21 protein-coding genes and 2 pseudogenes are annotated in these 24774 nt (G+C 54.8%); 6 read left to right on the top strand and 17 right to left on the bottom strand.

What is annotated here, in order from left to right; all coding sequences use genetic code 11:
* Nucleotides 1-120: 120 nt before the first annotated feature.
* From AC4LF3_RS23840 to AC4LF3_RS23825, 4 genes are all read right to left on the bottom strand, one after another.
* Nucleotides 121-765 (bottom strand): class I SAM-dependent methyltransferase, encoded by a 645-nt coding sequence (locus tag AC4LF3_RS23840; RefSeq protein ID WP_010799566.1) that lies wholly within the window; start codon nt 763-765, stop codon nt 121-123.
* Between the two features lie 177 nt (nt 766-942).
* The gene (locus AC4LF3_RS23835; protein ID WP_125912973.1) at nt 943-1854 is read right to left on the bottom strand and encodes a cation diffusion facilitator family transporter; all 912 of its coding nucleotides are present in this window, start codon (nt 1852-1854) and stop codon (nt 943-945) included.
* Between the two features lie 9 nt (nt 1855-1863).
* Nucleotides 1864-3291 (bottom strand): heavy metal sensor histidine kinase, encoded by a 1428-nt coding sequence (locus AC4LF3_RS23830; RefSeq protein ID WP_125912972.1) that lies wholly within the window; start codon nt 3289-3291, stop codon nt 1864-1866.
* On the bottom strand, nt 3288-3962 hold the full coding sequence (locus tag AC4LF3_RS23825) for a heavy metal response regulator transcription factor (protein ID WP_010799563.1): 675 nt from the start codon (nt 3960-3962) through the stop codon (nt 3288-3290). The genes AC4LF3_RS23830 and AC4LF3_RS23825 overlap by 4 nt, the downstream gene beginning before the upstream one ends.
* A gap of 488 nt (nt 3963-4450) precedes the next feature.
* Between AC4LF3_RS23825 and AC4LF3_RS23820 the strand changes: the two genes are divergently transcribed.
* The 4 genes from AC4LF3_RS23820 to AC4LF3_RS23805 all read left to right on the top strand — a co-directional run bounded on the left by AC4LF3_RS23820 (nt 4451) and on the right by AC4LF3_RS23805 (nt 10617).
* Nucleotides 4451-5668: a TolC family protein gene (locus tag AC4LF3_RS23820; protein WP_148100951.1), complete on the top strand. Its 1218-nt coding sequence runs from the start codon at nt 4451-4453 to the stop codon at nt 5666-5668.
* Nucleotides 5669-5704: 36 nt separating this feature from the next.
* Nucleotides 5705-7030, top strand: coding sequence for an efflux RND transporter periplasmic adaptor subunit (locus AC4LF3_RS23815; protein WP_019365354.1), 1326 nt, complete (start codon nt 5705-5707; stop codon nt 7028-7030).
* Between the two features lie 31 nt (nt 7031-7061).
* Nucleotides 7062-10217: a CusA/CzcA family heavy metal efflux RND transporter gene (locus AC4LF3_RS23810; RefSeq protein ID WP_125912970.1), complete on the top strand. Its 3156-nt coding sequence runs from the start codon at nt 7062-7064 to the stop codon at nt 10215-10217.
* A gap of 181 nt (nt 10218-10398) precedes the next feature.
* Nucleotides 10399-10617 (top strand): YnfA family protein, encoded by a 219-nt coding sequence (locus AC4LF3_RS23805; RefSeq protein ID WP_425326537.1) that lies wholly within the window; start codon nt 10399-10401, stop codon nt 10615-10617.
* Nucleotides 10618-10727: 110 nt separating this feature from the next.
* Here the strand turns inward: AC4LF3_RS23805 and AC4LF3_RS23800 are convergent, their stop codons facing one another.
* From AC4LF3_RS23800 to merT, 12 genes and pseudogenes are all read right to left on the bottom strand, one after another.
* On the bottom strand, nt 10728-11060 hold the full coding sequence (locus AC4LF3_RS23800; RefSeq protein ID WP_019365355.1) for a DUF2790 domain-containing protein: 333 nt from the start codon (nt 11058-11060) through the stop codon (nt 10728-10730).
* Between the two features lie 191 nt (nt 11061-11251).
* Nucleotides 11252-11461, bottom strand: a complete 210-nt coding sequence (locus AC4LF3_RS23795; RefSeq protein WP_019365356.1) for a hypothetical protein — start codon at nt 11459-11461, stop codon at nt 11252-11254.
* 182 nt (nt 11462-11643) lie between these two features.
* Entirely contained in the window at nt 11644-12972 is a 1329-nt protein-coding gene (locus tag AC4LF3_RS23790) for an OprD family porin (RefSeq protein WP_073450586.1), read from the bottom strand.
* A gap of 244 nt (nt 12973-13216) precedes the next feature.
* A pseudogene (locus tag AC4LF3_RS23785) lies at nt 13217-14761 on the bottom strand (heavy metal translocating P-type ATPase); the annotation flags it as partial.
* A gap of 34 nt (nt 14762-14795) precedes the next feature.
* Entirely contained in the window at nt 14796-17762 is a 2967-nt protein-coding gene (locus AC4LF3_RS23780; protein WP_001138070.1) for a Tn3 family transposase, read from the bottom strand.
* Nucleotides 17763-17764: 2 nt separating this feature from the next.
* Nucleotides 17765-18325 (bottom strand): recombinase family protein, encoded by a 561-nt coding sequence (locus tag AC4LF3_RS23775; RefSeq protein ID WP_003124096.1) that lies wholly within the window; start codon nt 18323-18325, stop codon nt 17765-17767.
* 130 nt (nt 18326-18455) lie between these two features.
* Entirely contained in the window at nt 18456-19445 is a 990-nt protein-coding gene (locus AC4LF3_RS23770; RefSeq protein ID WP_003132006.1) for a DUF3330 domain-containing protein, read from the bottom strand.
* Nucleotides 19442-19678 carry a broad-spectrum mercury transporter MerE gene (gene merE / locus AC4LF3_RS23765; RefSeq protein WP_003132004.1) on the bottom strand — a complete coding sequence of 79 codons (237 nt, stop codon included), beginning with the start codon at nt 19676-19678 and terminating at the stop codon, nt 19442-19444. Before merE ends, AC4LF3_RS23770 begins: the two co-directional genes overlap by 4 nt.
* Nucleotides 19675-20040, bottom strand: a complete 366-nt coding sequence (merD, locus tag AC4LF3_RS23760; protein ID WP_000995360.1) for a mercury resistance co-regulator MerD — start codon at nt 20038-20040, stop codon at nt 19675-19677. Before merD ends, merE begins: the two co-directional genes overlap by 4 nt.
* A 17-nt stretch (nt 20041-20057) precedes the next feature.
* The gene (gene merA / locus AC4LF3_RS23755) at nt 20058-21743 is read right to left on the bottom strand and encodes a mercury(II) reductase (protein WP_003158917.1); all 1686 of its coding nucleotides are present in this window, start codon (nt 21741-21743) and stop codon (nt 20058-20060) included.
* A 71-nt stretch (nt 21744-21814) separates the two neighbouring features.
* Complete coding sequence (merP, locus tag AC4LF3_RS23750; RefSeq protein WP_003131987.1) at nt 21815-22090, bottom strand: mercury resistance system periplasmic binding protein MerP; 276 nt, start codon at nt 22088-22090, stop codon at nt 21815-21817.
* Between the two features lie 12 nt (nt 22091-22102).
* A complete protein-coding gene (gene merT, locus AC4LF3_RS23745) occupies nt 22103-22453 on the bottom strand; it encodes a mercuric ion transporter MerT (protein WP_003131974.1) in 351 nt (116 codons plus the stop codon).
* Nucleotides 22454-22524: 71 nt separating this feature from the next.
* On the opposite strand from merT, the gene merR reads away from it, so the two are divergent.
* On the top strand, nt 22525-22959 hold the full coding sequence (gene merR / locus AC4LF3_RS23740; protein WP_003131969.1) for a mercury resistance transcriptional regulator MerR: 435 nt from the start codon (nt 22525-22527) through the stop codon (nt 22957-22959).
* Between the two features lie 19 nt (nt 22960-22978).
* On the opposite strand, the pseudogene AC4LF3_RS23735 reads toward merR, so the two are convergent.
* Nucleotides 22979-24223, bottom strand: a pseudogene (locus tag AC4LF3_RS23735) (cation transporter); the annotation flags it as partial.
* Nucleotides 24224-24301: 78 nt separating this feature from the next.
* Here AC4LF3_RS23735 and cadR point away from each other — a divergent pair.
* Nucleotides 24302-24751, top strand: a complete 450-nt coding sequence (gene cadR / locus AC4LF3_RS23730) for a Cd(II)/Pb(II)-responsive transcriptional regulator (protein WP_073450584.1) — start codon at nt 24302-24304, stop codon at nt 24749-24751.
* Nucleotides 24752-24774: the final 23 nt, after the last annotated feature.

Below are 24774 nucleotides of genomic sequence, written 5' to 3'. Positions count from 1 at the left end.
GTTCACGGTGGCCCTCTGACATGGCTGTTATTTAACTAAACGCTTGCAGCAAAAACTCTTAGTTGCACCTAATAATAGGGGTGTGTATGAATGCTGCTTCTGGTTGGGTAAGGGTAAATGTCAGAGAGCATCAGCGGTTGACTTGGCACCCTCTAGATCAGCCAGCCCTTCATACATATAGCTCATTGGCTTAACCATGCTCTGGTAGCTGTTCTCAAGCCTGGCTATTCGAAAACCGCTGTCCCTGAGCAGTTCATCAATGGAACGATCCAGATGGCATCCGCCTACAAAACGGCTCCACATGGGCGTCAGCTTCTGCTGCCAGCGAGCAACGCCTGGATCCGACGCCAAACCATGTTCGCAAAAGGCGAAATACCCATCAGGTTTGAGTACTCGACGAATCTCATGGAGAGCCATGCGGATATCTGGAACGCTACATAGTGTCCAGGAGCAAAGTGCAGTATCTATGCTCCGATCAGGCAAAGGAATATGCTCAGCCGTGCAATGCAGGATCTCGATGGGAAAAGGCGCATGCGATACGTCCTTCTGACCCAGCTTTAACATATTGGCGTCAGGCTCAAGCGCATAGAGCCGCTCAACCTGATCCGGGATGTAGAAGGGCAGATTGCGTCCTGAACCAAAGCCAATTTCCAGTGCTACCCCCTTGGCCTGAATCGCTAAACGCCTTCGGTAGGCGTCAAGGCGCCGGGAGTTCATTACTGAATGAATAAGACAGGGTAATACGCACTGGTCGTACACTTTCATAGCTCAGCTTCCACACCCAGGAGCGATGGCTCTACCGATCAAGATTAGCTATTTCCTTTTATCAGGAAAGGGATAGCAAAGGGTATTCCCAGCCAATTTACTCAGGCCATCCCTGGCGCCGAGTGTTAAGTATGTAGGCCAAGGCCCATAATTATTGTTTAAAAGCAGTGCTGAGCGTTAAACCAGCTGGGTCTCATGAGGGGCCAGTCCTTGCTCTACCTGAAGCGTACAGTGATGAATTGAATACCTGTCCTTGAGCGTATGCATTGTCTCATTCATGAAGGTATCTCCCGGATAGCCATTGGGCATCACCAAATGCACCGTCAGGGCGTTTTCTGTAGTACTCATCCCCCAAATATGAAGGTCGTGTATGTCTTTCACGCCGTTTAGCTGCAGGAGGTAGGTCTCGATCGCATTACGATCAACGCTGTTGGGTACAGCATTAAGTGCAAGATCTACAGAGTCACGCAATAGTGACCAAGTGCTGATTATGATGATGGCTACAATGATCAGGCTCAGGATGGGGTCGATCCAGTGTGCGCCTGTAAAGTAGATAGCGACACCTGCAAGGACCACGCCGAGTGAGACGCCTGCATCAGCTGCCATATGAAGAAATGCGCCTTTGACATTAAGATCACTTTTGCTGCCCTTGATGAAAAGAAGCGCTGAGGCACCGTTTATGAGGATGCCGATGCCAGCTACTATGGAAACGGTCAGCCCGGATACCGCTCCGGGGTTTGAAAAGCGGGTGACTGCTTCCCAGGCAATGGCACCGCAGGCAACAAGAAGCAGCGCGGCATTACCTAGTGCAGCAAGAATAGATGTACCCCTCAAACCATAGGTGAATTTATGGCTAGGGGCTCTTCTCCCTAAAAGAGCAGCTCCCCACGCCAGTATCAAACCTAATACGTCAGACAGGTTATGCCCAGCATCAGCAATAAGGGCCGTTGAGTTTGCAGCGATGCCGTAAACAAACTCGACAATAACAAAGCCGGTATTCAAGGCTGTCGCTATCAGGAAGGCCTTGTTATTCGTGTCAATGTTTCCATGTGCATGTGCATGTGCATGGCTGTGCTCGTGATGGTCCATAAAGGCCCTCTAAAAGACGTCGTAAGTAGGGGTAAGGCTTGAAGCACGGACCTGTCCTATGGGGAATATCAGGCGGAAGCGAGTCACGTGGCCAGGAATGCTTTCGACCTCACAGCGTCCTTGATGCAGACTCATGATGGAGCGTACGATGGCCAGCCCCAGTCCTGTACCGCCCTGTTCATGCGTCCGCCGGCCATCAACCCGATAGAACCGTTCAAAAAGATGCGGTAGGTGATGTGCACCAATACCGGCACCCGTGTTCTCAACAGTGACACTGGCCTCGTCTGCTTCTTCCGTTAGAACAATGGCCACCGTGCCGCCGTAAGGCGTATGCCCAATAGCATTTGAGAGCAAGTTGGACAGAGCACGTTGGATCATTAACCGATCTCCCATCGTGGAGGCTTCTCCTCTGATGCTTATCGATATGTCCTTGTCTTCGGCACTGATTGCAAAGAGGTCCATGATTCGCATGGTCTCGTCGCGCAGAAAGATGGGGGTGAAGGGAATCAGTGTATGGGGATGACTTACCTGGGCGAGAAACAGCATGTCCGAGATAATTCGATTTAACCGTTCATACTCTTCTATAGCAGACTCCAGGACGTGGCAATATTCCGCCTCGGAGCGTTTACGCGAGAGGGTAACCTGTGTCTTGATCATGAGATTGTTAATTGGGGAGCGCAATTCATGAGCAAGATCGTCCGAAAATTCAGAAAGCTGTTGTACACCTGTATCTAGCCGGTGGAGCATAAAATTCATGCTATGAGCAAGATCCTTCAACTCCCTGGGCAATCTGTCAGTTTTGATTCGATGGGAAAGACTTTGGGTCGATATCTGTGCGGCAACACTGCGAAACCGTCGTAACGGCCGGAGTTCCTTTTGTACAAGCAACCAGGCACTAATGCCGATGAGTATCAAAAGTACCGGTACGGAGACTAGTGATGACTTTAAAAAGGCCAATAGCAAGTGGCGGTCAGCTGAACGATCCAGAGTCAGCAGTGCTTTAACCAATTGACCGTCTTGAGTCGGGATAACCTTGGAGACAGTCAGCATCTCCTGGTTGGTTGCTGAAAGCCAAGAATGAAAGGCGATAGAGGTGCCTACTGCCAGGGTACGAATCTCGGGAGCAAGAGCATATTGCCCGATGCCCAGCATGACAGCAGGCGCCTGATCGGCGTCAAGGATACTAAGGCTCAGGTTGTCATGGCCCAGGATGAGATCCAGCAATGCGTGCGGCTTGTTTGATAACTGCTCAGGTGCTACGTCTACCTTAAGGTTATGTTCGATACGCTCGAACTTGCCAGTCAGGTTTTCATGAGCAGAGAGATCAAGCTCACGATCAAGCGTTATGTAGGAGAGCCCTACAACAAGCATGACGAGCATTGCTCCCAGCAGGATAACCTTGAGGCTCAGGCGAAACGACAAGCTGGTCGAAATCATCCACGCTCCTCAAGAATATACCCCGCACCACGAATGGTATGGATTAGCTTTATCTCAAAGGGATCGTCGATCTTGGCCCGCAGCCGTCTGATTGAAACCTCAACGACATTGGTGTCACAGTCAAAATTCATGTCCCAAACCATCGAGATGATCTGGGTACGGGTGAGCACCTCACCCGTCTTGCGCATGAGCAGATGCAGGAGCGCAAATTCCTTGGTCGTCAGGTCAATACGCTGGTTGCCACGAAAGGCACGGTGCCGATTCGGATCAAGCTCCAGATCGGCCACCTTAACAACATCCGATACCTGGACTGCATCACTTCGGCGAAACAACGAACGGATACGGGCCAGTAACTCTGGGAACTGGAAGGGTTTGACCAGGTAATCATCAGCGCCCAGATCAAGACCTTTCACCTTTTCTTCAAGACGCCCTCGTGCTGTCAGCATGATCACACGCGTCTGCTTGCGCTTTCGTATGAGTTCGAGTACTTCCCAACCATCCATCTCTGGAAGATTTACGTCCAGCAGAATAAGGTCATACGTCTGCTGGTGAGCTAAATAAAGTCCATCGATGCCAGTATTGGCACAGTCAACAATATAACCACTTTCAGTCAAACCTTGCTTTAAATATTCGGCAGCTTTTGGCTCGTCCTCAACAATAAGGATTCGCATGGTGTACTCACTATTAAAATAATAAACACTTAATTAAGGATGAATTTTTATTATTTGTTTTGATAGCGCTGGAGTTTATAGTTCAAAGCATAAACCCTGTAGCGACTACAGAGTCAAGAAAGCTTTTTAAAAAGCAGGCGCCATGGGTCAAGAACGCGGCTTGAAAGGCTCTATCTCAGCAGCTCTCATATCTCATGCATTGCAAAAGCAGTGTCATGAAATAGGTAAATTGTAGCGAGGTATTCCCCCTCTGTTTGAACATTACAGATTTGTAATGTTCAGGTCACTTCCCCGATAAGTTCTGTCTATACAGTGATAATCGAGATAGCTTTATTTCATTGCTGGAAATAAGGGCGCTCTTTTTATTTCTCATAAAGCCTAACTGTAAACCAAGATGTCGGGAGCAATTTTTGTCTGTACTAGATACTTTTTGGAAGTTTCCAAACACCAAGCTTATTAGTTATGGATTAGGGCTTCTTGGTTATTTAATGGCATCTCCATTGACTGCAGGCCCTTCGATGGGGGCTTTGACACTGGAAAGCGCTTTATCCAAAGCTTATGAGAATAATCCAGAGTTTTCTGCTGCTCGTCAGGAGGCAGACGTATCGCTTGGGCTTAGGCAGCAAGCGGGATTGATACCCAACCCAGAACTCTCCTGGGATGTAGAGGATACTCGCTCCAACAAACAGATCAGCAGCGTTACTCTTACTCAACCTATTGAACTTGGAGGGAAGCGCCAGGCAAGGGTAGACGTGGCTAATGCCTCTCAGGTGCTCGCTTCAGCGGATATTGACTACCGGACCAACAGCTTGCGCGCCGATGTCATGCAAGCCTTTTATGCTGCACTAAAGGCTCAGGAAGGCCTGCAGCTTGCCAAGCAAGCGGTAGAGTTGGCAGACAATGGCCTTACCATCGCCAAGGGCCGAGTGGAGGCAGGAAAAACCTCACCCGTAGAATTATCTCGAGCGGAGGTTCAACTTTCTACTGTACGCGTTGAAGTGCGCCGGGCTCAGCTTGAGCGCGATAGTACCTACAAGCAGTTGGCAGCACTGTTAGGCGAGTCGGTGCCTGTTTTTTCTCAGGTTCAGGGCAGCTTTGAACATCTGCCCGGCCTTCCAGCCAGAGATGAACTGCTGGGTCGTATACGCGGCACGCCAGAGCTGCGTCGTGCTTTGCTACAGATCGATCGAAGCGAGGCCGAGCTCCATCTGGAGCGCACTCAGCGCATACCCGACATACGCGTCAGTATCGGTAGCCAGTACGATGAGCAGGAACGAGAGCGGGTAAACCTGGTCGGCATTTCCTTGCCGCTACCTTTGTTTGACCGTAATCAGGGCAATATCTATGCAGCCTCACGCCGGGCGGATCAGGCACGGGACTTACGCAATGCAGCAGAGCTTCGTCTAAGGAGTGAAACCCTGCAGGCTTATGAGCAGTGGGAAATAGCTGTTGCCGACATCTCGGAGTTTCGCCAATCGATTCTTCCTGCGGGCAGGCAAGCCGTCGAAAGCGCGACCCGTGGCTTTGCCATGGGCAAATTCAGCTTCCTGGATGTCTTGGATGCCCAGCGAACCCTGATTTCTTCGCGTGGCCAGTATCTTCAGTCTTTAGAAAGTGCAACTGACGCCCTAGTACGCCTTGAGCGGATTTACGGCGACGCCGTTTCTTTTTATCCATCCCAAATCACCCATTCGATTTCTCGATGACGCCGTCGCGCTGACCATGTATTTCCGGGAGCATTCATGAGTAAGAAACAAAGGGTCTCTATTACAACCATCCTTGCGGTGGTTATAGGACTGGGGCTCAGCTTAGGTATTGATGGAGCTGTGACAAAACACGAGCTCCGAGCGCAAGAACATGATCATCCGCATGGAGAAGATGATCATTCCAGTGAGGTGAAAAAGGAAGCTGCTTCTGCTGCCCCTCATCATGAGGAGAAAGGCGCGCATGAAAAGCATGAGGGTGAAAGCCATGCTGAGGAAGAACAAGGTGATAAACATGGAGAAAACCACGAAGGGGAGCATGGAGACGAGCACAAGGAAGGAGCGATCGAGCTCAGCGCTGAACAAATCAAGGCTGCAGGTATCACGCTAGGCACAGCTAGGTCCGGGCAGATCAATAACGTGCTGTCGCTACCTGGCGAGATTCGCTTCAATGAGGATCGAACGGCCCATGTAGTACCTCGGGCTGTGGGTGTCGTCGAAGCCGTGAAGGTCAATTTGGGTGAGCAGGTAAAAAAGGGTCAGGTGCTGGCCATTATTTCCAGCCAGCAGGTCTCCGAACAGCGTAGCGAGCTGGCAGCAGCCCAGCAGCGTGCCGCACTCGCACGTACGCTTTTCAGTCGGGAAAAAAAGCTCTGGGAAGAAAAGATCTCTGCTGAACAAGACTATCTGCAAGCACGGCAAGCCTTGCAGGAGGCAGAGATAAACTTGAAAAATGCCCTGCAAAAAACGCAGGCCCTAAGCGGAAGTAGCAGTCTTTCCGGAGGAAACCGCTATGAAGTCCGTGCCCCCTTTGATGGTACGGTTATTGAAAAACATGTTGTCCTTGGTGAAGTTGTCAACGATACATCCAATGTATTTGTGCTGACAGATCTCTCCCATGTATGGGCAACGTTTAACGTATCAGCACGTGACTTGGGCAGAGTGGTGGTAGGAAAAAAGGTTGAGGTGGTCGCGGCCGAGCTTGGAAGCACCGCTCAAGGGGTTGTTGCCTACGTGGGTAGCCTTCTGGGTGAGCAGACGCGTGCAGCAACAGCACGCGTTACATTGGACAACCCTGAGGGCGCTTGGCGTCCGGGGCTGTTTGTCACAATCAATGTAGCAACGTCAACACAGAAAGCCGCTGTGACCGTTCCGGTACAGGCTATTCAGACCCTTGAGGATAAGCCCTCCGTTTTTGTTCGTACACCAGAAGGTTTCCAGGCTCAGCCTGTGCAGCTGGGCGTACGAGACAGCGGCTTTGTGGAAGTCACTAATGGTCTGGATGCAGGTACTCAGATAGCCGTCGAGGGCAGCTTTATTCTCAAGTCCGAATTAGGAAAAGGTTCAGCCGAACATTCCCATTAAGTGCCCCAGGTCCTGCCACGAGTATTTTCCAATGTTCGAACGTATTCTCAGATTTTCCATTGAACAGCGATGGCTGGTCATGCTGGCAGTGCTGGGCATGTCTGCGCTAGGAGTTTTCAGCTATCAAAAGCTACCTATTGATGCTGTGCCCGATATCACAAATGTCCAGGTTCAGATCAACACGGCCATGCCTGGCTTTTCGCCTCTGGAGGCCGAACAACGGCTGACCTATCCCATCGAAACGGCTATGGCCGGATTGCCTCATCTTCAACAGACCCGCTCATTGTCCCGTTCAGGTTTTTCGCAGGTAACGGTTATCTTTGAAGATGGTACTGATCTTTACTTTGCCCGTCAGATGGTTAACGAACGCCTGCAAGGCGCTCGTAATCAGCTTCCAGAGAGCGCTGAGGCAATGATGGGGCCAATCTCAACCGGATTAGGTGAGATATTCCTGTGGACAGTCGAAGCGGATGAGCAGGCGCGAAAAGAGGATGGTACGCCCTATACACCTACTGACCTGCGCGTCATTCAGGACTGGATTATAAAACCACAACTGCGCAATGTTCCTGGCGTAGCGGAAATCAATACCATTGGTGGTTTCAACAAGGAATATCAGGTCGCTCCCAATCTTAAGAAGCTTGCCTCTTATGGCCTGACTTTAAATGATCTTTTCTCTGCGCTTGAGCGCAACAATGCCAACGTCGGAGCAGGGTTTATCGAGCGTGGCGGCGAGCAGCTGGTTATTCGCGCGCCTGGCCAGGTAGGGTCGGAGCAGGACATTGCCAATATAGTGCTTACAACCGTAGACGGCTCTCCCATTCGCATTCGTGACGTAGCTTCAGTAGGAATCGGAAAAGAGCTTCGATCCGGCGCCGCCACGGAAAATGGTCGTGAGGTAGTACTGGGCACAGTGTTTATGCTGATTGGGGAGAATAGCCGGTCTGTTGCTCAGGCGGTGTCGAAAAAGATTGAGGATATCAATCGTTCATTACCCGCTGGTGTTTCAGCGGTTCCGGTGTATGACCGCACCACCCTGGTGGACAAGGCCATTGCTACCGTCAAGAAAAACCTGGTCGAGGGCGCTATTCTCGTTATCGCCATTTTATTTCTGTTCCTTGGCAACATACGTGCTGCACTGATTACAGCAATGGTCATTCCGTTGTCCATGCTGTTTACCTTTACCGGGATGTTTGCCAACAAGGTCAGTGCCAATCTTATGAGCCTGGGGGCGCTTGACTTTGGTGTCATTGTGGACGGTGCTGTAGTGATCGTTGAGAACTCAATTCGACGCCTTGCTCATGCGCAGCACCACCACGGACGCATACTGACTCGTTCCGAGCGTTTCCATGAGGTATTTGCAGCAGCCAGAGAGGCCCGACGTCCGCTGATATTTGGCCAGCTGATCATCATGGTGGTTTATCTTCCGATTTTTGCCCTGAGCGGCGTAGAAGGAAAGATGTTCCATCCCATGGCATTTACCGTAGTGATTGCACTACTGGGTGCGATGATTCTTTCCATCACGTTTGTTCCGGCAGCCATTGCCCTGTTTGTGACGGGTAAGGTCAAGGAAGAAGAAAACCTGGTTATGCGAGCGGCGCGGCAGGGCTACTCTCCCATCCTGAACGGGGTAATGAAGCATCGCCCGGCAGTTTTCGCAGCTGCCGTACTAGTGGTGGGTCTGTCTGGTTTTCTAGCAAGCCGCATGGGCAGTGAATTCGTACCCAGTCTGAGTGAGGGAGACTTCGCCCTTCAGGCACTCAGGGTACCTGGGACCAGTCTTACGCAATCAGTAGATATGCAGCAGCGCCTGGAAAAAGCACTGATTGAGCGCGTCCCTGAAGTCCAGCGTGTCTTTGCCCGGACAGGAACAGCCGAAATTGCGGCTGACCCCATGCCACCGAATATTTCGGACAGCTATGTCATGCTCAAGCCACGCGAACAATGGCCTGACCCGGACAAGTCACGGGATGTGCTTATCGAGGAGATTCAAAAAGCCAGCGCGACCGTGCCTGGTAGCAACTATGAGATGTCCCAGCCTATACAACTTCGCTTCAACGAGTTGATTTCAGGCGTGCGCAGTGACGTTGCGGTCAAGGTATACGGGGACGATATGGAAGTTCTCAACCAGACGGCCGCCAGAATCGCCTCAAGCATGCAGAAAGTAGAGGGCGCATCTGAGGTAAAGGTTGAGCAAACCTCCGGGCTCCCATTACTTACGGTCAATGTGGATCGTGACAGGGCTGCCCGCTTTGGCCTGAACATTGGCGATGTTCAGGATGCTGTCTCCGCAGCCTTTGGTGGACGTCAGGCCGGTACATTGTTCGAAGGGGACCGCCGCTTCGATATAGTGGTCCGGCTCTCCGATGAATTGCGAACTGATCTGGATGCAATGTCGCAAATGCTTATCCCTGTTCCTGCTTCAAGTAGCGATACGACAGGCCGGATAGGATTTATTCCTCTCTCTGATTTAGCAACACTGGATCTGGTACTGGGACCAAATCAGATCAGTCGTGAAAACGGTAAACGACTTGTCATTGTCAGTGCTAACGTACGAGGCCGTGACATTGGTTCATTTGTTCAGGATGCCGCGACACGTATTGAGCAGGACGTAAAGGTACCCGCAGGGTATTGGACAAGCTGGGGAGGGCAGTTTGAGCAGCTTAAGTCAGCGGCGCAGCGGCTTCAAATCGTTGTTCCAGTGGCCCTGCTTCTTGTTTTTGTACTTCTGTTCATGATGTTCAACAACATTAAAGACGGACTTCTAGTCTTTACAGGGATTCCCTTTGCCTTGACAGGCGGGGTGATGGCTCTGTGGCTTAGAGACATACCCTTATCCATCTCGGCAGGGGTTGGCTTTATTGCCCTGTCTGGTGTAGCCGTGCTTAACGGTCTGGTTATGATTGCGTTTATACGCAGCTTGAGAGACAACGGCAGCTCCCTTCATGAGGCTGTGACGCATGGCGCTCTGTCACGTCTTCGGCCTGTGCTCATGACTGCGCTTGTGGCCTCACTGGGATTTATACCAATGGCACTGGCAACAGGTACAGGCGCTGAGGTACAGCGGCCGCTTGCCACTGTTGTAATAGGGGGAATTCTCTCCTCAACAGCACTGACGCTGCTTGTGCTTCCAGCGTTGTACTTTGCGGCTCACCGCCGCTCAGAGCAAAGGGACACGGCTGGCCAGTAACCCAGTCGATCTAGCGGGCAGGCTCTTTAACTGGCCTTGCCAGGATGGACACCTCTGGCCGGAGGTGTCCATGTCTAAACTCAAGCTCCAAGCCTTTTCATCCCTACCTCTCTGGCCGAAACCATAGGTTGCTATCTGCCTTAGCTAGGATTTGGCAAGGGCATTCCCCGCGGCCTTATTCGTGTGGACTCTCACACTGCATCCAACCGCAGCAGGACGAGTTGAGGCGGCCTACGGTGGCGTCTATGCCTTTGCAGCGATTCTCTGGCTGCTACAGGTAGGCGGTATCAAACCATCGCTGTGGGATGTTATCGACCCCTTTGTCACCCTGTGTGGTATAGCCTCTATTGAGACTGGGCACACTGCAATTATGTCGATAATCAACGGGACGGGACTGTAAAAAGGGAATGGCGGAACCAGGCGCAAAGGGCGTCTATCGACGTCGGGCTCTGCGCTTGGTTATAAGATGCTTATTGAAAGGGATATCTTTTCTGATAACCAGAGGTGAGCTTAATTTTGATTAGAGCAGTAAAGCCCTAGTGTCCTATAGCTGATGGCCTTCACGTCGCCTGCAGCATCCTTATAAACCATTTCCGCAGGCTGCACGCCACATCCTGATCCATTTGAGCCAATAAATAGAACTTCCTGGATATCCAGCTTCATTCCATACTGATATTCCACACGCTCTACTTCACTCAGTTTGGAGAAATTGTTTTGTAGAACATGAACTCGTGCCTGTTGCATGCGGTTAAAGACGCGCTCGCCGCCATTATCTGCGAGGGCTGCTAATGGCAGAGCCATGAGTAATGATGCAGTGAAAATTTTGGCTAAATACGTTGGCATGATCTTCTCCTTTAATAATTAATTGAACTTTAATGGAGTCAACCTTTCGAGGTGCTTAGAGCAAAATTACAATTCTGTAATCTGATATTGTGCTGTGAAAAAAATAATAGGCACAATAAAAAAGGCGCCTGATAGGCGCCTAAAGCACATCTTCCGGCCAAAGGAGCAAAAGAAGATGTGTTACTGCTCAGTTAATCTTTCCGTCTGGTCTCACCCGGTTGCCTGCTCTGTTTTCGCTGACTATCAAGGTGTTCACGCTGTAATTTCTGCTCATGCCTTTTTTTCAGTTCCAGGCGAAACGCCTGATTTCGTTCAATTGAGCGCTCGCTACCATCAGCAGCAATCGCCATGCTTGATTCTAGAAAAATGCTACACATGAGAAGGGCAATTAAAACTTTCATATTGATCACTTGACTGTTGAGATTACTCGCTGAGTACCTTGCTATCACTCGTTGCGAATAGTGATAGGGTAACTAAGACAAGTTATCGCCAAGGTGAGGTGAACATTACAATATTGAAAGCTTTTGACCCCCAGCCGGTTGTATGGATGAGTTACAGCGTTGATATTCAATAAATAAATGATTTAAAGAATTTCCAAAGGGTATTCAACTATCAATCTGACTTCATCAAGGTCGGACTCAAAGCTGGTAGCACGAGTCGTAGCCTGTCGCATCCGGAACGACATATCTTTAAGGGTGCCGGTCTGAACGACATATTTGATCTCAACATTCCTCTCCCAACGCTTCTGATTGGTAAGCGGATTACCTTCATCATCCGTCCGCATATACACATCGTTTGCCTGAGAGTAATCAGCGTCCCAACCTCGGGCATAGCGAGTCATGAAGGAAAGACCCGGTACTCCATAGCTGGTCATGTCCAGATCATAGCGAAGTTGCCAGGACTGCTCCTTGGGCGAGTTGAAGTCGCTATACTGGATAGAGTTGTTGAGGTAGATCGAGTCAGCCTGACGAAGGTAGTCAAAGTCGTTATTGCCGTTGTTGCGCTGATAGGCGACTGCGACGGTGTGCGCCCCAAACTGGATACCGGTACTGGCGCTCCATATATTGGTATTGAAGCGGCCAAGAAGCTCTTTGCCTTCATCAACTGCCTTGTAGTAGTTGAAGGTCCCAATCAGCGCAACAGTATCGGACAGGGGATAGCTGGCCGAGGTACCAAAATAGTATTGATCCCAGGCATCCTTTAACCGACTGGTATAGAGGCTGAATTTTACATAGTCATTAACGGTGTAATCACCTCCGAGATACCCAATCCATGGAGAGTTTACCTGTCCTCCATAAAAGGTAACAAATTCATCGCGCATGCTACTCGTATTGGGCTGACTCATGGCGTGCAGGCGTCCACCCTGAAGCGTCAACCCTTCAAAGGAGCTATTTTCAAGGGTAATACCCTTAAAGCTTTCGGGTAGTAGACGTGAATCACCGTATTGCACAACGGGCGTTATCGGAAAGACATCACCCACTTTAAGCACGGTATCGAACAACCGGACCTTGGCTGCTCCACCCAGTTTGGAATAATTATCTGCAGCCTCACCACTACTGTTATGGGGAAGTAAATCAATGCTTCCTCCGGCGCCGGACCGGCCACTACCAGTGTCAAGCTTCAGACCTAGCATGGCAAACGCGTCGACACCAAACCCTACAGTACCTTGTGTAAATCCAGACTTAAATACAGCCATTACGCCGTGAGCCCACTCTTCAGAATAACCGTTGCCCGTTGCGCTTGACTGTCCATGCCGGAAGTCTCGGTTAAAGAAGAAATTTCGGTTCGTCAGGGTCAGACTGCTTCCTTCAATAAATCCATCGCCTTTTCCTGTCTCCTGGGCGACCGCAGTCTGGGCTGCTCCCCATACAACTGCCAGGGCTACAAGCGAAAGCTTAGCCTTATTGCTCATCACTGATGCTCCTATTAATCGGCAGGTCGATTACGAAATTGCCTTGCGTCTTATTATTGGGCTCTTCAAAAGGCTGTCTTCTGAAGACCAGGCGCTATCGTTACAAGCCTTGGATAACAGGGAGGTGAGCTGAAAATTACAATTTTGTAAGAAGGGTCAGGGCTCAATAAGGCAATGTACTCTGAGCCTAAAAGATAAGCCCCTGATGGTCAGGGGCTTGTAGTTCTCACAAATCAGAACGCTACTACTGTCTCAAAAGCCGCAGACCATTGAATACAACCAGTAGACTTACACCCATGTCGGCAAACACTGCCATCCACATGGTGGCATGCCCTGTTAATGTAAAAATCAGGAATATAGCCTTGATTCCAATCGCAAAACTGATGTTTTGCTTCAGCACAGTAGCTGCCTGACGCGATAAGCGAATGAAATCCGCTGCTTTTCGCAGGTCATCGTCCATGAGTGCAACATCTGCTGTCTCAATAGCAGTATCTGTACCTGCAGCGCCCATCGCCAGGCCGATGTCAGCCTGAGCCAAGGCGGGGGCATCATTGATACCATCACCGACCATTCCGACTACATAGCCCTTTTGCTGGAGTTCCTTTACAGCGCTAAGTTTATCGTCAGGCAACTGGTTACCACGAACCTGATCGATACCGACTTGTGATGCTATAGCCTGAGCGGTATAAGGATTATCCCCTGTTAAGGTCAGGGTTTTGATTCCCAGGGTCTGTAAGGCACTAATGGCTTCACGGCTTGAGGGTTTAACCGTGTCTGCAACGGCAAACAACGCAAACACACGGCTTTCATCCATCAACATCACAACGGTCTTGCCTTGTCGTTCCAGTTCCTGGGTCTTGGATTTCAGCCAATCGGAAACAAGCTTTCGCTCTTCAGCCAAACGGTAATTGCCAAGCAGATAGATATGACTGCCGATCTTTCCTCTAATACCACGTCCAGCCAGCGCTTCGAAATGATCTACCTCCTGTATGAAAATTCCTTTTCGCAGCGATGCGTTAGCGATGGCTTTAGAAACAGGGTGGTCCGAGCGGTTAGCCAGACTTGCAGCCACCGACGCATACACATCGGGAGAGGCCTGCATTTCGACAGGAAAATAGTCAGTCTGCTCGGGTCTGCCATGAGTAAGCGTACCGGTCTTGTCAAAGGCTAGATGAGTCAGCTTGCTGCCTGTTTCAAGATATAGACCTCCCTTGATCAATATACCTTTGCGGGCCGCCGCAGCCAGTCCGCTCACTATGGTAACCGGCGTAGAAATCACGAGCGCGCAGGGGCACGCCACAACCAGCAGCACCAAAGCACGGTAAATCCATGTAAACCACTCACCGCCCATAACAAGCGGGGGAAGCACCGCTATGGCCAGAGCAAACAGGAAAACGCCTGGCGTGTAGATCCTTGAAAACTGATCAACAAAGCGCTGAGTAGGCGCCTTATTGCCTTGAGCTTCTTCTACTGCATGAATGATGCGAGCAAGCGTCGACTGGCTGGCCGGCGCAGTCACCCTGAATTCCAAAGCTCCCTCCTGATTGATTGTCCCTGCAAAAAGCATATCGCCGGGAGCCTTTTCAACAGGAAGGCTTTCACCTGTAATGGGGGCCTGGTTGACGCTTGAGCTACCCTCCTCAATTATACCATCCAGCCCTACGCGCCCACCGGGCTTGACACGAACTCGATCACCGACCAGTACATCATTGACGGCTTTTTCAACCCAAAGGCCGTCAGCTTGCAAGACAGTAGCCTGGTCGGGTGTTAACTGCATTAGGCCCTTAATAGGGGTCGCCTCAGAAAACGGAAAATAAAGCACGCTAAGCCGGTTGCAGCGGTCGTAGCGGCCTGAACTTGCCCGCGCCGATCTTGGCGCTGCTGCGCCAGAGGTAATCGCCGGTGAGGTTGATGTGCTCCCAACCGAGCGGCGACAGGTACTGCAACAGCGCGTCATCAACGGCATGGCCGTTGCCACGCAGCGCGTGCGCAGCCCGTTCCAGATAGACCGTGTTCCACAACACGACGGCAGCCGTTACCAGATTGAGGCCGCTAGCCCGGTAGCGCTGCTGCTCGAAACTGCGGTCGCGGATTTCACCCAGGCGGTTGAAAAACACTGCCCTGGCCAGCGCATTGCGCGCCTCGCCCTTGTTCAGGCCGGCATGCACGCGGCGGCGCAGTTCCACGCTTTGCAGCCAGTCCAGGATGAACAGCGTGCGCTCGATGCGGCCCAGCTCGCGGAGCGCCACGGCCAGGCCGTTCTGGCGTGGGTAGCTGCCGAGCTTTCGGAGCATCAGGGAGGCCGTCACCGTGCCCTGCTTGATCGAGGTGGCCAGCCGCAGGATTTCGTCCCAATGGGCGCGGACGTGCTTGATGTTGAGCGTGCCGCCGATCATGGGTTTCAGCGCGTCATAGGCGGCGTCGCCCTTCGGGATGTAGAGCTTGGTGTCGCCCAGGTCGCGGATGCGCGGCGCGAAGCGGAAGCCCAGGAGGTGCATCAGGGCGAAGACGTGATCGGTGAAGCCCGCCGTGTCGGTGTAATGCTCCTCGATCCGCAAGTCGGACTCGTGGTACAGCAGGCCGTCGAGCACGTAGGTCGAATCGCGCACGCCGACGTTCACGACCTTGGTGTGAAATGGCGCGTACTGGTCAGAAATGTGGGTGTAGAACGTCCGCCCTGGGCTGCTCCCGTATTTCGGGTTGATGTGGCCGGTGCTCTCGGCCTTGCTGCCGGTGCGGAAGTTCTGGCCGTCCGACGATGAGGTGGTGCCGTCGCCCCAGTGCTCGGCGAAGGGATGGCGGAACTGTGCGTTGACCAGATCGGCCAGCGCCGCCCCGTAGGTTTCGTCGCGGATGTGCCAGGCTTGCAGCCAAGCCAGCTTGGCGTAGGTCGTGCCGGGGCAAGACTCCGCCATCTTGGTCAGGCCCAGGTTGATCGCGTCGGCGAGGATCGTGGTCAGCAACAGGTTCTTGTCTTTGGCCGGGTCGCCCGATTTCAGATGCGCGAAATGCCGAGTGAAGCCCGTCCATTCGTCCACCTCCAGCAGCAGTTCGGTGATCTTGACGTGCGGCAGGATCATTGCCGTCTGGTCGATCAGCGCTTGGGCGGTGTCGGGTACCGCCGCGTCGAGCGGCGTGATCTTCAAGCCTGACTCGGTGATGATGGCGTCCGGCAGCTCGTTGGCCGTCGCCATACGGTTGACGGTGGCAAGCTGTGTTTCCAGCAGCGTCAGCCGGTCGTTCAGGTACCGGTTGCAGTCGGTGGCCACGGCCAGCGGCAATTCGCTGGCCTGCTTGAGGCTGGCGAATTTCGCGGGCGGCACCAGGTAGTCCTCGAAGTCCTTGAACTGGCGCGACCCCTGCACCCAGATGTCGCCGGAACGCAACGCGTTCTTCATCTCCGACAGCGCGCACAGTTCGTAGTAGCGCCGGTCGATGCCGGTGTCGGTCATGACCAGCTTCTGCCAGCGCGGCTTGATGAACTCGGTCGGCGCGTCGGCGGGCACCTTGCGGGCGTTGTCGCTGTTCATGCCGCGCAGCACCTCGATGGCGTCGAGCACGTCCTTCGCGGCGGGAGCGGCCCGCAGCTTGAGCACGGCAAGGAATTCCGGCGCGTAGCGGCGCAGCGTGGCGTAGCTTTCGCCGATGCGGTGCAGGAAATCGAAGTCCTCGGGCTGCGCAAGCTTCTGCGCTTCGGTGACGCTCTCGGCGAAGGCATCCCAGGACATGACGGCCTCGATGGCGGCGAACGGATCGCGGCCCGCCTGCTTGGCCTCGATCAGCGCCTGGCCGATGCGGCCGAACAACCGCACCTTGGCGTTGATCGCCTTGCCGGACGCCTGGAATTGCTGCTGATGCTTGTTCTTGGCGGCGTTGAACAGCTTGCCCAGGATGCGGTCGTGCAGGTCGATGATTTCGTCGGTGACGGTGGCCATGCCCTCGATGGCAAGCGCCACCAGGGTGGCATAGCGTCGCTGCGCCTCGAACTTGGCCAGGTCGGCGGGCGTCATCTGGCCACCCTCACGGGCGATCTTGAGCAGGCGGTTCTGGTGCACCGACCGCTCGATGCCAGAAGGCAGGTCGAGCGCCTGCCACGCTTTGAGGCGTTCGATGTGTTCCAGCATGTGCCGCGAATTCGGTTTGACGGGCGATTGGCGCAGCCAGGCCAGCCAGGTCGTTTTGCCGTTGTCCCGACGCTTGAGCAGATCGTCGAGGCGGCGGCGATGCGCGTCCGACAGCGGTTCGGCCAAGGCATCGTAGATGCGCCGGTTGGCGCGGGTGATTGCTTCGGCGCTCGCCCGCTCGACGGCGTTGAGGGCAGGCAGAATGACCGACTGCTGCCGCAGGTGCTCGATCAAGGTGCTGGCCAGCACGATGCCCTTGTCGGTCTGCAAGGCCATCTCGGTCAGCAACTGGACGGCCTGCCGGTAGTGGCCCATGGTAAAGGGCTGGAAGCCGAACACCGTTTGCAGTTCGACCAGGTGCTCGCGCCGGGTCTGCTCCCGCTGCCCGTATTCGTCCCAGCTTTCGACGCTGACCTTGAGCTGGTCGGCGACCAGTTTCAACAAGGGCGGAAACGGCGGCTCATCGACGCCCAGGATGACACCAGGAAAGCGCAGGTAACAGAGCTGCACGGCGAAGCCCAGCCGGTTGGCCGGGCCGCGCCGCTGCCGGATGATGGAGAGGTCGGTTTCGCTGAACGTGTAGTGACGGATCAACTCATCCTTGGTGTCCGGCAACGCCAGCAGGCTTTCGCGCTCGGCGGCGGACAGGATTGAACGACGTGGCATATTTACTGATCCGTTCTCAAGTATTGATACAGGGTTTCGCGACTGATTCCGAATTCACGAGCCAGCTTGGTCTTTTGCTCGCCAGCCTCGACACGTTGGCGCAGTTCGGCAATACGCTCAGACGACAGGGATTTCTTCCTGCCACGGTAGGCCCCGCGCTGCTTGGCGAGCGCGATGCCCTCGCGCTGCCGCTCGCGGATCAAGGCGCGTTCGAACTCGGCGAACGCGCCCATTACCGACAGCATCAGGTTCGCCATCGGCGAGTCCTCGCCGGTGAAGGTCAAATGCTCCTTAAGGAACTCGATGCGTACGCCGCGCTGGGTGAGGCCCTGCACCAGGCGGCGCAGGTCGTCGAGGTTGCGCGCCAGACGATCCATGCTGTGCACCACGACCGTGTCGCCTTCGCGCACGAAGGCGAGCAGCCGTTCCAGTTCGGGCCGCCGTGTGTCCTTGCCCGACGCCTTGTCGGTGAACACTTTATCCACCTGGATCTGTTCGAGCTGCCGTTCTGGGTTCTGGTCGAAGCTGCTGACGCGGACGTAACCGATGCGCTGACCGTGCAAGGTATCCTCCTGAGGGAAATGTGTCAGGAAGAAATCTATGACCCTTGACGGCGTATGTCAATCAATTCGGAAGGCAACTCTATTCTGACGATTTAGCGCCGGATGGTCTGACGCCAAGTTAGGGTATGCCTCAATCTGACGGTAGCGAGTCGCAGGCGTTCGGATCGGCATCGGTTTCGTTCCCTGTCTTGGCACGCGCTTCGAAGCGTTGATAACACTCCAACCCGCAGAAGTGCTCGACGTATTCCGCGCCTTCCGGGGTGAAGGCGGCATCGAGCGGGATTTCCTTGCAGCACACGCAGCAACTGGTGGTGGTCGAGTCACTTGCATTCATGGTGGCACCCCTCCATTGACTGACGAAGACGGCGAATGCCGCCGCCGGCATTGGCTTCGCGAACAGGAAGCCTTGTCCTGTGTCGCAGTCCGCTTGTCGCAATAGATCAAGACTCGCCGATGTTTCCACGCCTTCAGCCACCACATCCATGCCCAGCCCGTGCGCAAGCTGAATCACGGTGTGCACGATGGTTTGGTCGCGGCGGTCGTTGGCGAGCCCGGCGACAAACGATTGGTCGATCTTGAGCGTGCTGATTGGGCAGCACTTCAGATGTTGCAGACAGGAATACCCCGTCCCGAAGTCATCGGCGGCGAAGCGCACACCGATCTGCCGCAAGGCGTCCAGGGCGGGGAAGATCGCCGGATCACCAAACGCGACCGATTCGGTCAGCTCGATTTCGAGATACTCGGCGGGCAACTCGGCATCAGCCAGCACGCCCTTTACCCACCCGTCGAAGTCCGGTCCCACTTGGCTCGCCGAAACATTGACGGCCAGCCGGAACGGTCGCCATGCCAGCATTCGCCAGTCACGCATCTGGCGGCAGGCTTCGCCCAGCACCCAAGCGCCGATTTCAGGCATCAGGCCGGACGATTCGACCACGGGCAGGAACTGGCCCGGTGGCAATAGTCCAAGCGTCGGATGACGCCAGCGCAACAGGGCTTCCGCGCCGACAATCCCACCACTGCGCAGATCGACGACGGGCTGGTAGTGCAGTTCAAGCTGCCCGCGCTCGACCGCTTGGGCCAGTTCCGGCGTCGTCCATCCATCCGGCCGGAAAGCGCTCATTCTCTTTCCCTGAATGCCCGCAACGCCCGCGACAGGGACAGAAGGAACAGGCCGGTCAAACCGAGCGCCGCGATGACCCAATGCTCGCCGAGGAAAGCACCGGCGGTTGTGCCGGCCAGCACGACAGCGAGGATGGGCAGGTGGCAGGGGCAAGTCAGCACAGCCAGTCCGCCCCACAGGTAGCCGGTGATCGGTTTGTGCGTCTCGGACGGCAAGCGCTCGGGGTTGTTCATGGCAGACTCTCCGCGTGCTGTGCCGGCTCGGTCGGCAGGGTGGCCAACTGCACTTCCAGATCGGCCAACGCTTCGCGCCGACGCTCGACGAACTGACGCAGCAGGGCAAGCTGCGCGGCCGCTTCGTCGCCGTCCGCCGCATCCAGCGCCCGGCACAGCCGCGCCAGCGCGTCGAGGCCGATGCCCGCCTCGAAGGCCGCCCGCACGAAGCACAGCCGTTGCAAGGCGGCGTCATCGAACAAGCCGTAGCCGCCTGGTGTGCACGCCACCGGGCGCAGCAATCCGCGCAGCAGGTAGTCGCGCACGATATGCACGCTCACCCCGGCATCAAGAGCCAGCCGGGACACCGTGTAGGCGTTCATTGAACACCTCCTTTTTCTCACCCGGCGCAGCAGGAAAGCTGCTTCACATCCTTGTTGAAGGTCTGCGCCGCGAGCTTCAACCCCTCGACCATCGTCAGGTAGGGGAACAACTGGTCGGCCAGTTCCTGCACCGTCATGCGGTTGCGAATGGCCAGAGCCGCCGTCTGGATCAGTTCACCCGCTTCCGGCGCGACCGCCTGTACGCCGATCAGCCGATGGCTGCCTTCCTCGATAACCAACTTGATGAAGCCGCGTGTGTCGAAGTTGGCGAGCGCACGCGGCACGTTGTCCAAGGTCAAGGTGCGGCTGTCGGTCTCGATCCCGTCGTGGTGGGCTTCCGCCTCGCTGTAGCCCACGGTCGCCACTTGCGGATCGGTGAACACCACGGCCGGCATTGCGGTCAGGTCGAGCGCCGCATCGCCGCCGGTCATGTTGATCGCGGCACGGGTGCCGGCCGCTGCCGCCACATAGACGAACTGCGGCTGGTCGGTGCAGTCGCCGGCCGCGTAGATGTTCGGGTTGCTCGTGCGCATGCCTTGGTCGATGGCGATGGCACCTTGCGCATTGACAGTGACCCCCGCTGCGTCCAGCGCGAGGCTGCGCGTGTTCGGTGTCCGACCGGTGGCAACCAGCAGTTTGTCGGCGCGCAATTCACCGTGCGTGGTGGTCAGCACGAATTCACCGTCCATATGGGCGACCTGGCTGGCTTGCGTGTGCTCCAGCACCTCGATGCCCTCGGCACGGAAAGCGGCTGTCACCGCCTCGCCGATGGCCGGGTCTTCACGGAAGAACAAGGTATTGCGCGCCAGGACCGTGACCTTGCTGCCCAGCCGGGCAAAGGCTTGCGCCAGCTCCAGCGCCACCACCGACGAGCCGATTACGGCAAGGCGTTCGGGAATGGTGTCGCTCGCCAGGGCCTCGGTGGAAGTCCAGTAGGGTGACTCTTTCAAGCCCGGAATCGGCGGGACCGCCGGGCTGGCACCCGTGGCGACCAGGCAGCGGTCGAACATCACGACGCGCTCGCCACCCTCGTTCAAACGGACGGTAAGGCTCTGGTCGTCCTTGAAGCGCGCCTCACCGTGCACAACGGTGATGGCCGGATTACCGCCCAGGATGCCTTCGTACTTGGCGTGCCGCAGTTCGTCGACGCGGGCCTGCTGCTGGGCCAGCAGCTTACTGCGGTCAATCGTAGGCACAGTTGCCGCAATACCGCCATCGAACGGGCTTTCCCGGCGCAGATGGGCGATGTGGGCGGCGCGGATCATGATCTTGGACGGCACACAGCCGACATTGACGCAGGTGCCGCCGATGGTGCCGCGCTCGATCAGCGTGACCTGCGCGCCTTGCTCGACGGCTTTCAGCGCCGCCGCCATCGCGGCTCCACCGCTGCCAATGACCGCTACCTGCACCGGGGGCTCGTTGCCACTGTGCTTTTCGGCGGCGGCCATCCATCCCCGCACCTTGTCGAGCAGTCCGACGCGGTTGTCCGCCAGTGGCGCATCGGCTAGCGTTGCCTTGTAGCCCAGTCCGGCCACGGCGGCAGTCAGCGCGTCCGGCGATGTGCCCGGCACGATGGCGAGTTGCGCTGTGCCCTTCGGATAGGACACCAGCGCCGACTGCACGCCTGGCACTTTTTCCAGCGCTTCCTTGACGTGCGCCGCGCACGAGTCGCAAGTCATGCCGGTGATTTTTAGATGGGTCATGCAACAGATCCTTTATCGTTTGTGGCGCCAGACAATGACGTCCGTTGTGCTGCGGTGCCGTTTTCAGTGACTCACTGCTTGACGCTGGACGGATAGCCCGCGTCTGCGGTTGCCTTGGTCAGCTTCTGCACGCTGGTCTTGGCATCGTCGAAGGTGACGACCGCTTGGCGTGTCTCGAAAGTCACGTCAACTTTGCTGACGCCTTCGACCTTGGAAATCGCCTTCTTGACAGTGATCGGGCAGGCGGAGCAGGTCATGCCCGGTACGGACAGCGTGACGGTCTGGGTGGCGGCCCAGACGGGGGCAACAACGGCGGCGAGGGCGAGGGAGGCAAACAGTTTCTTCATGGTGAACTCCGATCAGTAGAAAAATGGCATGACGTAGGGAAATCCGAGCGCGACCAGAACCAGCGCGGCCACGATCCAGAAAATGAGCTTGTAAGTAGCTCGCACTTGGGGAATCGCGCAGACCTCACCCGGTTTGCAGGCCGCTGCCTGCCGGTAGATGCGCCGCCAGGCGAAGAACAACGCCACCAGCGCCACGCCGATAAAGATGGGGCGATAGGGTTCCAACACCGCCAAGTTGCCGATCCAAGCGCCGCTGAACCCCAAGGCGATCAGAACCAACGGCCCGAGGCAGCAAGCCGAGGCGAGGATGGCGGCAAGCCCTCCAGTGAAGAGCGCGCCGCGCCCGGTTTTTGGTTCAGACATGCGCTTGTCCTTTCGAATTGAAATTGGATAGCGTAACCTTACTTCCGTACTCATGTACGGAGTCAAGCGATATGGAAAACAATTTGGAGAACCTGACCATTGGCGTTTTCGCCAAGGCGGCCGGGGTCAATGTGGAGACCATCCGTTTCTATCAGCGCAAGGGCTTGTTGCTGGAGCCTGACAAGCCCTATGGCAGCATCCGCCGCTATGGCGAGGCGGATGTAACGCGGGTGCGCTTCGTGAAATCAGCCCAGCGGCTGGGCTTCAGCCTGGATGAGATCGCCGAGCTGCTGCGGCTGGAGGATGGCACCCATTGCGAGGAAGCCAGCAGTCTGGCCGAGCACAAGCTCAAGGACGTGCGCGAGAAAATGGCTGACCTGGCGCGCATGGAGGCCGTGCTGTCTGAGTTGGTGTGCGCCTGCCATGCGCGAAGGGGGAACGTTTCCTGCCCGCTGATCGCGTCACTACAGGGTGGAGCAAGCTTGGCAGGTTCGGCTATGCCTTAGCGTGCTTTATTTTCCGTTTTCTGAGACGACCCCTAATAGCATTACGAGCTCTATCAATGGACTTTGCTTCAATCAGCTCGGCAATGGCAAAGAGCACCATGACCATTGCGGCCTCTGGCCATTGACCGATGAGGAGGGCACCTGTGACCGCAATACTCATCAAGGCATTGATGTTCAAATTTCGGTTTCTAAGTGCAATCCAGCCTTTTTTATAAGTGCTTAAACCACTTCCCAGCACAGCAACCAGGGCCAGCGCAGCAACTAACCATTCAGGGGCGGCCTGGGTAAAATGAAGGAGTTCAGCACCTAACGCGCTCATCCCCCCTAATGCCAACGGCCACCATTTCTTTGCCGCGGGCAATGAAGCGGTTTGTTGAGACGTATCGGATTGAAGCTCTGGTGTAAAACCCAGGCCGCGTATGTTGTCCAGCATCGGCGTAAGCACTTCAGGATCATGGTGTACCGTTAACACGCGCTGGATCAGGTTGAAGTCCAGTCCAAGTATGCCCTCCATCCGTGAAAGCTTGTCACGGATAAGCTTTTCCTCAGTAGGGCAGTCCATCTGCATGATCCGTATGCGTGTACGGGTCGTATCGTTGACGGGTTCAGCCTTCATGCCCAGTGAGGAAATGGCTTTTTTTATAGGCTCTTCTGAGGGCAACAGATGCCTAACACCAAGGGTACGCTTGAGTAAGTTGAATTCCAAAGACTGGACTCCAGCCATACCTTCAAGCTTGTTCCGGATCAGACCTTCCTCAGCAGGACAGTCCATTTGTTCAATTTTGAAAATGGATAATTGTCCGCCTTGAGAAGCAGAGGGCGTAGTATGAGTATGGGCAGTTTTAATGGTAGAACCGCCACAGCAGCTTACAGCAGCTACTGGGTTTGGCTTCGGTGCGCAGCAGCTGGTGGGATGCTTTGATCTTTCTAATGGTTCTGCCTGCATGTCCAGCGATTTTATCGCTTCAATGATGGGCGTTTCAGAAGACAAGGTATGTCCAACCAATAGCGTGCGATTGCTCAGGTCGAAATCTAATGATGAAATGCCATTCAAGGCTTTCAGCTTTTGCCTGATCAAACGCTCTTCAGTAAGGCAATCCATAGCCTCAATCTTTAACGCAATCTGGCGCACCTGTGGTTTAGTAAGCTTTACAGGATTAAACACCGCAGATTTTAAACCACACTCAGGTGAGGTAGCCGTGGAATTACAGCAGCTGTCCTGAGCCTTCTTGGGGGCAGGCTCATGGCCACAACAATTTGACATCAGGATGTCCTCTATATAAATCACGTATAGAGTGAACACCCTGTAGCAGCTACAGGGTCAAGTAAAAGAGGAAAATCCATGCAAATAGGGACACTGGCCAAACGAACAGGCTGTCAGGTTGAAACAATCCGCTATTACGAAAGAGAAGGTCTCTTGGCGGAGCCTGAACGCAGCGAGGGAAACTATCGCCTGTACAACGCTGAACACGTTGAACGTTTAATCTTCATCCGCAACTGCCGTGCACTTGACATGACCCTGGATGAGATTCGTAGCCTGTTGCGTTTCAAGGAAAATCCTCGCGACAACTGCTCAAGCGTTAACGATCTGATCAATGAGCATATCCAGCATGTCAGGACTCGAATCAACGCGCTTCAGGCGTTGGAGGAGCAATTAAATGACTTGGGTCGGCGGTGCGCAGTAGAGCAGGCTATCGGAGACTGTGGAATTCTTCAGCGGCTTACCGATATAGACGTCGCTAATACGCTTCCCGAGGCTGCCGATACACATGTCGGTAAGAGCCATCGTTGACGCCCATCATGGATGTGCAGTTT

It is taken from the genome of Pseudomonas sp. C2.3V (assembly GCF_058536325.1).
Note: the sequence above shows the minus strand (reverse complement) of the source record. Positions and strands in the feature narration are given on the sequence as shown.

What these genes read in the sequence shown, in the direction of transcription:
- AC4LF3_RS23840 (WP_010799566.1), bottom strand. Translation starts at nt 765, where the DNA reads ATGAAAGTGTACGACCAGTGCGTATTACCCTGTCTTATTCATTCAGTA.
- AC4LF3_RS23835 (WP_125912973.1), bottom strand. Translation starts at nt 1,854, where the DNA reads ATGGACCATCACGAGCACAGCCATGCACATGCACATGCACATGGAAAC.
- AC4LF3_RS23830 (WP_125912972.1), bottom strand. Translation starts at nt 3,291, where the DNA reads ATGATTTCGACCAGCTTGTCGTTTCGCCTGAGCCTCAAGGTTATCCTG.
- AC4LF3_RS23825 (WP_010799563.1), bottom strand. Translation starts at nt 3,962, where the DNA reads ATGCGAATCCTTATTGTTGAGGACGAGCCAAAAGCTGCCGAATATTTA.
- AC4LF3_RS23820 (WP_148100951.1), top strand. Translation starts at nt 4,451, where the DNA reads ATGGCATCTCCATTGACTGCAGGCCCTTCGATGGGGGCTTTGACACTG.
- AC4LF3_RS23815 (WP_019365354.1), top strand. Translation starts at nt 5,705, where the DNA reads ATGAGTAAGAAACAAAGGGTCTCTATTACAACCATCCTTGCGGTGGTT.
- AC4LF3_RS23810 (WP_125912970.1), top strand. Translation starts at nt 7,062, where the DNA reads ATGTTCGAACGTATTCTCAGATTTTCCATTGAACAGCGATGGCTGGTC.
- AC4LF3_RS23800 (WP_019365355.1), bottom strand. Translation starts at nt 11,060, where the DNA reads ATGCCAACGTATTTAGCCAAAATTTTCACTGCATCATTACTCATGGCT.
- AC4LF3_RS23795 (WP_019365356.1), bottom strand. Translation starts at nt 11,461, where the DNA reads ATGAAAGTTTTAATTGCCCTTCTCATGTGTAGCATTTTTCTAGAATCA.
- AC4LF3_RS23790 (WP_073450586.1), bottom strand. Translation starts at nt 12,972, where the DNA reads ATGAGCAATAAGGCTAAGCTTTCGCTTGTAGCCCTGGCAGTTGTATGG.
- AC4LF3_RS23780 (WP_001138070.1), bottom strand. Translation starts at nt 17,762, where the DNA reads ATGCCACGTCGTTCAATCCTGTCCGCCGCCGAGCGCGAAAGCCTGCTG.
- AC4LF3_RS23770 (WP_003132006.1), bottom strand. Translation starts at nt 19,445, where the DNA reads ATGAGCGCTTTCCGGCCGGATGGATGGACGACGCCGGAACTGGCCCAA.
- merE (WP_003132004.1), bottom strand. Translation starts at nt 19,678, where the DNA reads ATGAACAACCCCGAGCGCTTGCCGTCCGAGACGCACAAACCGATCACC.
- merD (WP_000995360.1), bottom strand. Translation starts at nt 20,040, where the DNA reads ATGAACGCCTACACGGTGTCCCGGCTGGCTCTTGATGCCGGGGTGAGC.
- merA (WP_003158917.1), bottom strand. Translation starts at nt 21,743, where the DNA reads ATGACCCATCTAAAAATCACCGGCATGACTTGCGACTCGTGCGCGGCG.
- merP (WP_003131987.1), bottom strand. Translation starts at nt 22,090, where the DNA reads ATGAAGAAACTGTTTGCCTCCCTCGCCCTCGCCGCCGTTGTTGCCCCC.
- merT (WP_003131974.1), bottom strand. Translation starts at nt 22,453, where the DNA reads ATGTCTGAACCAAAAACCGGGCGCGGCGCGCTCTTCACTGGAGGGCTT.
- merR (WP_003131969.1), top strand. Translation starts at nt 22,525, where the DNA reads ATGGAAAACAATTTGGAGAACCTGACCATTGGCGTTTTCGCCAAGGCG.
- cadR (WP_073450584.1), top strand. Translation starts at nt 24,302, where the DNA reads ATGCAAATAGGGACACTGGCCAAACGAACAGGCTGTCAGGTTGAAACA.